The organism is Terrabacter sp. GCM10028922 (assembly GCF_042666095.1).
Taxonomy (GTDB): Bacteria; Actinomycetota; Actinomycetes; order Actinomycetales; family Dermatophilaceae; genus Terrabacter.
In genome coordinates this window covers 294,662-300,661 of the sequence record NZ_JBHTFG010000001.1, presented here as the reverse complement: position 1 = coordinate 300,661, position 6,000 = coordinate 294,662, and the positions used below count along the sequence as shown (strand labels likewise).

The 6,000-nt window shown below is 68.2% G+C and carries 6 protein-coding genes; all 6 read left to right on the top strand.

Features of this window, described 5'->3' with window-relative positions; all coding sequences use genetic code 11:
* The first annotated feature begins 175 nt into the window (after positions 1 to 175).
* The gene (locus ACFQU3_RS01395; RefSeq protein WP_385905362.1) at positions 176 to 1,225 is read left to right on the top strand and encodes a biotin/lipoate A/B protein ligase family protein; all 1,050 of its coding nucleotides are present in this window, start codon (positions 176 to 178) and stop codon (positions 1,223 to 1,225) included.
* Between the two features lie 77 nt (positions 1,226 to 1,302).
* Complete coding sequence (locus tag ACFQU3_RS01390; RefSeq protein WP_385905359.1) at positions 1,303 to 1,686, top strand: YciI family protein; 384 nt, start codon at positions 1,303 to 1,305, stop codon at positions 1,684 to 1,686.
* Between the two features lie 38 nt (positions 1,687 to 1,724).
* On the top strand, positions 1,725 to 3,839 hold the full coding sequence (uvrB, locus tag ACFQU3_RS01385) for an excinuclease ABC subunit UvrB (RefSeq protein ID WP_385905357.1): 2,115 nt from the start codon (positions 1,725 to 1,727) through the stop codon (positions 3,837 to 3,839).
* Positions 3,836 to 4,201: an MmcQ/YjbR family DNA-binding protein gene (locus tag ACFQU3_RS01380; protein WP_385905354.1), complete on the top strand. Its 366-nt coding sequence runs from the start codon at positions 3,836 to 3,838 to the stop codon at positions 4,199 to 4,201. The genes uvrB and ACFQU3_RS01380 overlap by 4 nt, the downstream gene beginning before the upstream one ends.
* A gap of 199 nt (positions 4,202 to 4,400) precedes the next feature.
* A complete protein-coding gene (locus ACFQU3_RS01375) occupies positions 4,401 to 5,504 on the top strand; it encodes a TerC family protein (protein ID WP_385905351.1) in 1,104 nt (367 codons plus the stop codon).
* A 116-nt stretch (positions 5,505 to 5,620) separates the two neighbouring features.
* Positions 5,621 to 5,998, top strand: coding sequence for a nuclear transport factor 2 family protein (locus ACFQU3_RS01370; protein WP_385905348.1), 378 nt, complete (start codon positions 5,621 to 5,623; stop codon positions 5,996 to 5,998).
* Positions 5,999 to 6,000 lie beyond the last annotated feature (2 nt).

Here is a 6,000-nt window from a genome sequence, read left to right as displayed (position 1 = left end):
AGCCGGGCACTACCGTGGGACACGAGAACCTCCGGGTTGGAGTGGGCCTTAGACAAGCCACATCCCATTCGGAGGTTCTCGTTTGTTCAAGCAGGCTCGCTGCTACCAACGTCGTGGCCGGGTACATCTAGGACGCACCCGGCATACGCCGGTGGTTCGCGCTGTTGAGCGTGACATGCGCGGTGAGTACAAGGTTCCCGGTGGCAAGCTCGTGGCGGTCGACGTGGATGTGGCGCAGGGGAGGCTCTCCGACGTCAGCGTCTCCGGCGACTTCTTCCTCGAGCCCGACGAGGCGCTCGACGCCATCAACGCGGCGCTGACCGGGATGCCCGTCGAGGCCGGTGTCGGCCAGCTCGCGGCGGCCGTCACCGGCGCCCTCGCCGACGACGTCACCCTCATCGGGTTCACGGCCGAGGCCGTCGGCATCGCCGTCCGGCGCGCGCTCGGCAAGGCCACCGGATGGGACGACCACGTCTTCGACATCATCCCCGCGAAGGTGCTCCACCCCGCGCTGCACGTCGCACTCGACGAGGTCATCGCGCGCGAGGTCGCGGCAGGCGAGCGCCCGCCGACGCTCCGCTTCTGGGACTGGGACAGCCCGCTCGTCGTCATCGGGTCGTTCCAGTCGGTGCGCAACGAGGTCGACCCGGACGGGGCGGCGCGGCACCGCATCGAGGTCGTGCGCCGGATCTCCGGAGGCGGCGCCATGTTCATGGAGCCGGGCAACACGATCACCTACTCCCTCGTCGTGCCGACCTCGCTCGTCGAGGGCCTGAGCTTCGAGAGGTCGTACGCCTTCCTCGACGAGTGGGTGATCGGGGCGCTCGCCGAGATCGGCGTAAACGCCCACTTCGTGCCCCTCAACGACATCGCGAGCGACGCGGGCAAGATCGGCGGTGCCGCGCAGAAGCGCTTCGTCGCCGGCGCCGTGCTGCACCACGTGACGATGGCCTACGACATCGATGCCGACAAGATGCTCGAGGTGCTGCGGATCGGCCGGGAGAAGATGAGCGACAAGGGCACGACGTCGGCGAACAAGCGCGTCGACCCGATGCGCTCCCAGACGGGACTGAGCCGGGACGCCATCATCGAGTCGTTCGCGGCATCGTTCGCGCGGCGCTACCGCACGAAGGACGCCGACTACACGGCGGAGGAGCTTGCCGAGGCACAGCGGCTCGTCGACGAGAAGTTCGCGACGTCGCGGTGGACGCACCGGGTGCCGTGACGTCGAGACGGGACGGTCGGCTCCGACGTCCCCTGTGAGGCGGCAGACTGGCCGTCCGGGACCCGAAGGAGCAATCCATGAAGTACGTGATCCTCATCCACTCCAACCCGCAGCCGTGGGGCCACCCGACCGGTGACTTCGTCGCAGAGAACCTCGCCCTGCCGCAGGAGCAGCGTGAGCGGATGAACGCCGACTTCGAGGCCATGCTGGGGGAGCTGTCGGCGAGCGGTGAGCTCAAGGGCGGTGAGGCGCTGGGCGATCCCGCATCCGCCCGGCTCTACCGGTGGGACGCCGGCTCCGCCGTCGCGACCGACGGGCCCTACGCCGAGGCGAAGGAGCACCTCGCGGGCTTCTTCCTGCTCGACGTGGAGTCGCGTGAGCGAGCGGAGGAGCTCGCGGCGCGGTTCGCGGGCCCGGGCGACACGGTCGAGCTGCGGCCGGCGTACGTCTGGGAGCAGTAGGCGTGGGCGGTGTCGGTCGTCCGACGTACGGTTGAGCCATGCGTCCCACGACCGACCTCCAGCGCACGGTGGCGCCCTTCGAGGTCATCTCCGACTACACCCCGAGCGGTGACCAGCCGACGGCCATCGCCGAGCTCGCGCGCCGGGTCAAGGCGGGGGCGACCGACACCGTCCTGCTCGGGGCCACCGGCACAGGCAAGTCGGCGACGACCGCCTGGCTCATCGAGCAGGTGCAGCGCCCCACTCTCGTCATGGCGCCCAACAAGACCCTCGCCGCCCAGCTCGCCAACGAGTTCCGCGAGCTGCTGCCCAACAACGCCGTCGAGTACTTCGTCAGCTACTACGACTACTACCAGCCCGAGGCGTACATCCCGCAGACCGACACCTACATCGAGAAGGACAGCTCGGTCAACGACGAGGTCGAGCGGCTGCGGCACTCGGCCACCAACTCGCTGCTGACCCGCCGCGACGTCATCGTCGTCGCGTCGGTGTCGTGCATCTACGGCCTCGGCACGCCGCAGGAGTACGTCGACCGGATGGCCCGGCTCAAGGTCGGCCAGGAGATCGTGCGCGACGACCTGCTGCGCCGCTTCGTCGAGATGCAGTACACCCGCAACGACCTCGCCTTCACGAGGGGCACGTTCCGGGTGCGCGGCGACACGGTCGAGATCATCCCCGTCTACGAGGAGCTCGCGATCCGGATCGAGTTCTTCGGCGACGAGATCGAGCGCATCTACACGCTGCACCCCGTGACCGGTGAGGTCGTCAACGAGGAGCAGGAGATGTATGTCTTCCCGGCCTCGCACTACGTCGCCGGCCCGCAGCGCATGGAGCGTGCGATCCGCGGCATCGAGCTCGAGCTCGAGGACCAGCTGGCGCTCTTCGAGAAGCAGGGCAAGCTCCTCGAGGCCCAGCGACTGCGCATGCGCACCACGTACGACATCGAGATGATGCGCCAGGTCGGGTTCTGCAACGGCATCGAGAACTACAGCCGCCACATCGACGGCCGCACCGCCGGCTCGGCCCCGAACTGCCTGCTCGACTACTTCCCCGAGGACTTCCTCCTCGTGCTCGACGAGTCGCACCAGACCGTGCCGCAGATCGGCGCGATGTACGAGGGTGACATGTCTCGCAAGCGGATGCTCGTCGAGCACGGCTTCCGGCTCCCGAGCGCCATGGACAACCGGCCGCTCAAGTGGGAGGAGTTCCTCGAGCGCATCGGGCAGACCATCTACCTGTCGGCGACGCCGGGGGAGTACGAGCTGGCCAAGTCCGGTCCGCCGGTCGAGCAGATCATCCGGCCGACGGGTCTCATCGACCCCGAGGTCGTGCTCAAGCCCACCAAGGGGCAGATCGACGACCTCATGCACGAGATCCAGGAGCGTACGAAGCGCGACGAGCGCGTCCTCGTCACGACCCTGACGAAGAAGATGGCGGAGGACCTCACCGACTACCTTCTCGACAAGGGCATCCGGGTCCGCTACCTGCACAGCGACATCGACACGCTCCGTCGTGTCGAGCTGCTGCGCGAGCTGCGCACCGGTGTCTTCGACGTCCTCGTCGGCATCAACCTGCTCCGTGAGGGTCTCGACCTGCCCGAGGTCTCCCTGGTCTCGATCCTCGACGCCGACAAGGAGGGCTTCCTGCGGTCCGCACGGTCGCTGATCCAGACCATCGGTCGTGCCGCGCGAAACGTGTCGGGCCAGGTGCACATGTACGCCGACAAGGTCACGCCCTCGATGGAGCAGGCTCTCGACGAGACCAACCGTCGCCGCGCGAAGCAGGTCGCCTACAACACCGCGAACGGCATCGACCCGACGCCGCTGCGCAAGAGGATCGCCGACATCACCGACCTGCTCGAGCGCGAGGACGCCGACACCCAGGAGCTGCTCGGCTCCGGGCGCATGCAGACGCGCGGCAAGAGCGGTGCGGGTCGCGGCGCGATGGCTGCCGACGTCGGTGTCTCCGCGGGTGGCTCCACGAACCGGCCGGCCGACATGGCTGCCGCAGACCTCGCGGGTCTCATCCAGGAGCTGACGACGCAGATGCACCAGGCCGCGGCCGAGCTGCACTTCGAGCTCGCGGCGCGCTTGCGCGACGAGATCGGTGACCTGAAGAAGGAGCTGCGGCAGATGAGCGCCGCCACCCGATGACGGTGCGGCGCTCCGCCGACCCCGGCCTCTCGGCTCGCCTGCGCACCGCTGCTCTCGCCCTGCCGGGCGCCTGGGAGGACTCGCCGTGGGAGGGCGACACGGTCGCCAAGGTGGGCGACAAGATCTTCGTCTTCCTCGGCGAGGAGTCGATCGGCGTCAAGAGCGCACGCACCCGCCAGGAGGCCGACGAGTGGCTGCACCGCTACCCCGACGACGCCTCCGTCATGGCCTACATCGGCCGACACGGGTGGAACACCCTGCGGATCGGTGGCGCGATCCCGGAGGACGAGCTGCTCGAGGCGCTCGAGACGTCGTACGACATCGTCGTGGCCGGGCTGCCCCGCGGCAAGCGGCCGTCGTGACCAGAGGGCGGGACCGATTTGAGCCCCGACCCCCCGGGGTGAAACACTCAGGCGTTCACGGAGGGGAGTATCCCCGAAACGACGGGCTCGTCATCACGGAGTGGGTCTCACCGCCGCTCCCGGTCCCGTCGGTCCCGGCCCCAGGGCCAGGGCGGGAGAGACCTCCGGTTACTGATCTGGTGACCGGAAGGTTGTGCCCATGAACGTTCCAGCTTGGGGCTGGTTCCTCACGATCGGTCTGATGACCGTGTTCCTGCTCATCGACGTGCTCGTCATCGCCCGACGACCGCACGTCCCGACGATGGGTGAGGCCGGACGCCACCTGGCGTTCTACGTCGGCGCCGCCGTGCTCTTCGGGCTGTTCGTCTGGTTCGAGTGGGGTGGCCAGTACGCCGGCGAGTTCTACGCCGGCTGGCTGACCGAGTACTCCCTGTCGGTCGACAACCTCTTCGTCTTCCTCCTCATCATGGCCAGCTTCAAGGTGCCGCAGAAGCTGCAGCAGTCGGCCCTGATGATCGGCATCATCATCGCGATCGTGCTGCGCGGCATCTTCATCGCGCTCGGCGCGGTCGTCATCAACGCGTACGCCTGGGTCTTCTACATCTTCGGCGCGTTCCTCATCTACACCGCGGTCAAGCTCGCGACGGGCGGCGAGAGCGACGACGACGAGTACCACGAGAACCGGTTCCTGCTCTGGGTCGAGAAGCGTTTTCCGGCCACCAAGGCGTGGAACGGCACCCACCTCACGGTGATCGAGAAGGGCAAGCGTCTCGTCACGCCGATGTTCATCGTCATCCTGGCGCTGGGCACGACCGACCTGCTCTTCGCCCTCGACTCCATCCCGGCCATCTACGGCCTCACGAAGGAGCCGTTCCTCGTCCTGACGGCGAACATCTTCGCCCTCATGGGTCTGCGCCAGCTCTACTTCCTCATCGGTGGGCTGCTCAAGAGGCTCGTCTACCTCAGCATCGGCCTTGCCGTGCTGCTCGCCTTCATCGGCGTCAAGCTCGTCATGCACGCGCTGCACGAGAACAACCTGCCGTTCGTCAACGGGGGCCAGCCGATCCACGGTGTGCCGGACATCCCGATCTCCGTCTCGCTCGGCGCCATCGTCCTCATCCTCGGGGTCACGACGGTCGCCAGCCTGTGGAAGTCGCGCCGCGACGCGGCCCTCGAGACGGCCACCGGCACGGTCACCGTGGAGGGCTCGGACATCACGACGTCCGATGCCTCCGTCGACGGGACGGGTGCCGCAGACCGCTCTGGCTCGGCGGCCCGCGCGAGCACGAACGACACCCTCTGAGTCGTATGCCGTCGTGAGCGCCCGTCGACCCGTTGGGTCGCCGGGCGCTCACGGCTGTCGCAGGTCGAGACGCGTGGCGCGCTGCTCTCGCCCACGCGCGCTGCGATAATCACCGCGTGCACGCCGGCGATGCCGAAGTCCTCACCCGCCTTCTCGCGGCCTTCAACGCTCACGACCTCGACGAGATCATGAGCTTCTTCACCGACGACTGCGTCCTGGAGACCCCACGGGGCGACCACCCGTGGGGCACCCGTTTCGAAGGTCGGGAGGCGGTGCGCGAGGGGCTGTCCCAACGGTTCCGCGGCCTGCCCGACGTGCACTACGCCGAGGACGAGCACTGGGTGTGCGGCGAGCACGGCGTATCGCGATGGCTGCTCACCGGGACGACGACCGGCGGAGAGCCGGTGCGGGTGCGAGGCTGTGACCTCTTCGACCTGACTGCCGACGGTCGCGTCCGGCGCAAGGACTCCTACTGGAAGATCGTCCAGCAGTAGCC

Bases quoted from the DNA above. Each gene is read 5' to 3' on its own strand.
- ACFQU3_RS01395 (WP_385905362.1), top strand. From the start codon at position 176: ATGCGCGGTGAGTACAAGGTTCCCGGTGGCAAGCTCGTGGCGGTCGAC.
- ACFQU3_RS01390 (WP_385905359.1), top strand. From the start codon at position 1,303: ATGAAGTACGTGATCCTCATCCACTCCAACCCGCAGCCGTGGGGCCAC.
- uvrB (WP_385905357.1), top strand. From the start codon at position 1,725: ATGCGTCCCACGACCGACCTCCAGCGCACGGTGGCGCCCTTCGAGGTC.
- ACFQU3_RS01380 (WP_385905354.1), top strand. From the start codon at position 3,836: ATGACGGTGCGGCGCTCCGCCGACCCCGGCCTCTCGGCTCGCCTGCGC.
- ACFQU3_RS01375 (WP_385905351.1), top strand. From the start codon at position 4,401: ATGAACGTTCCAGCTTGGGGCTGGTTCCTCACGATCGGTCTGATGACC.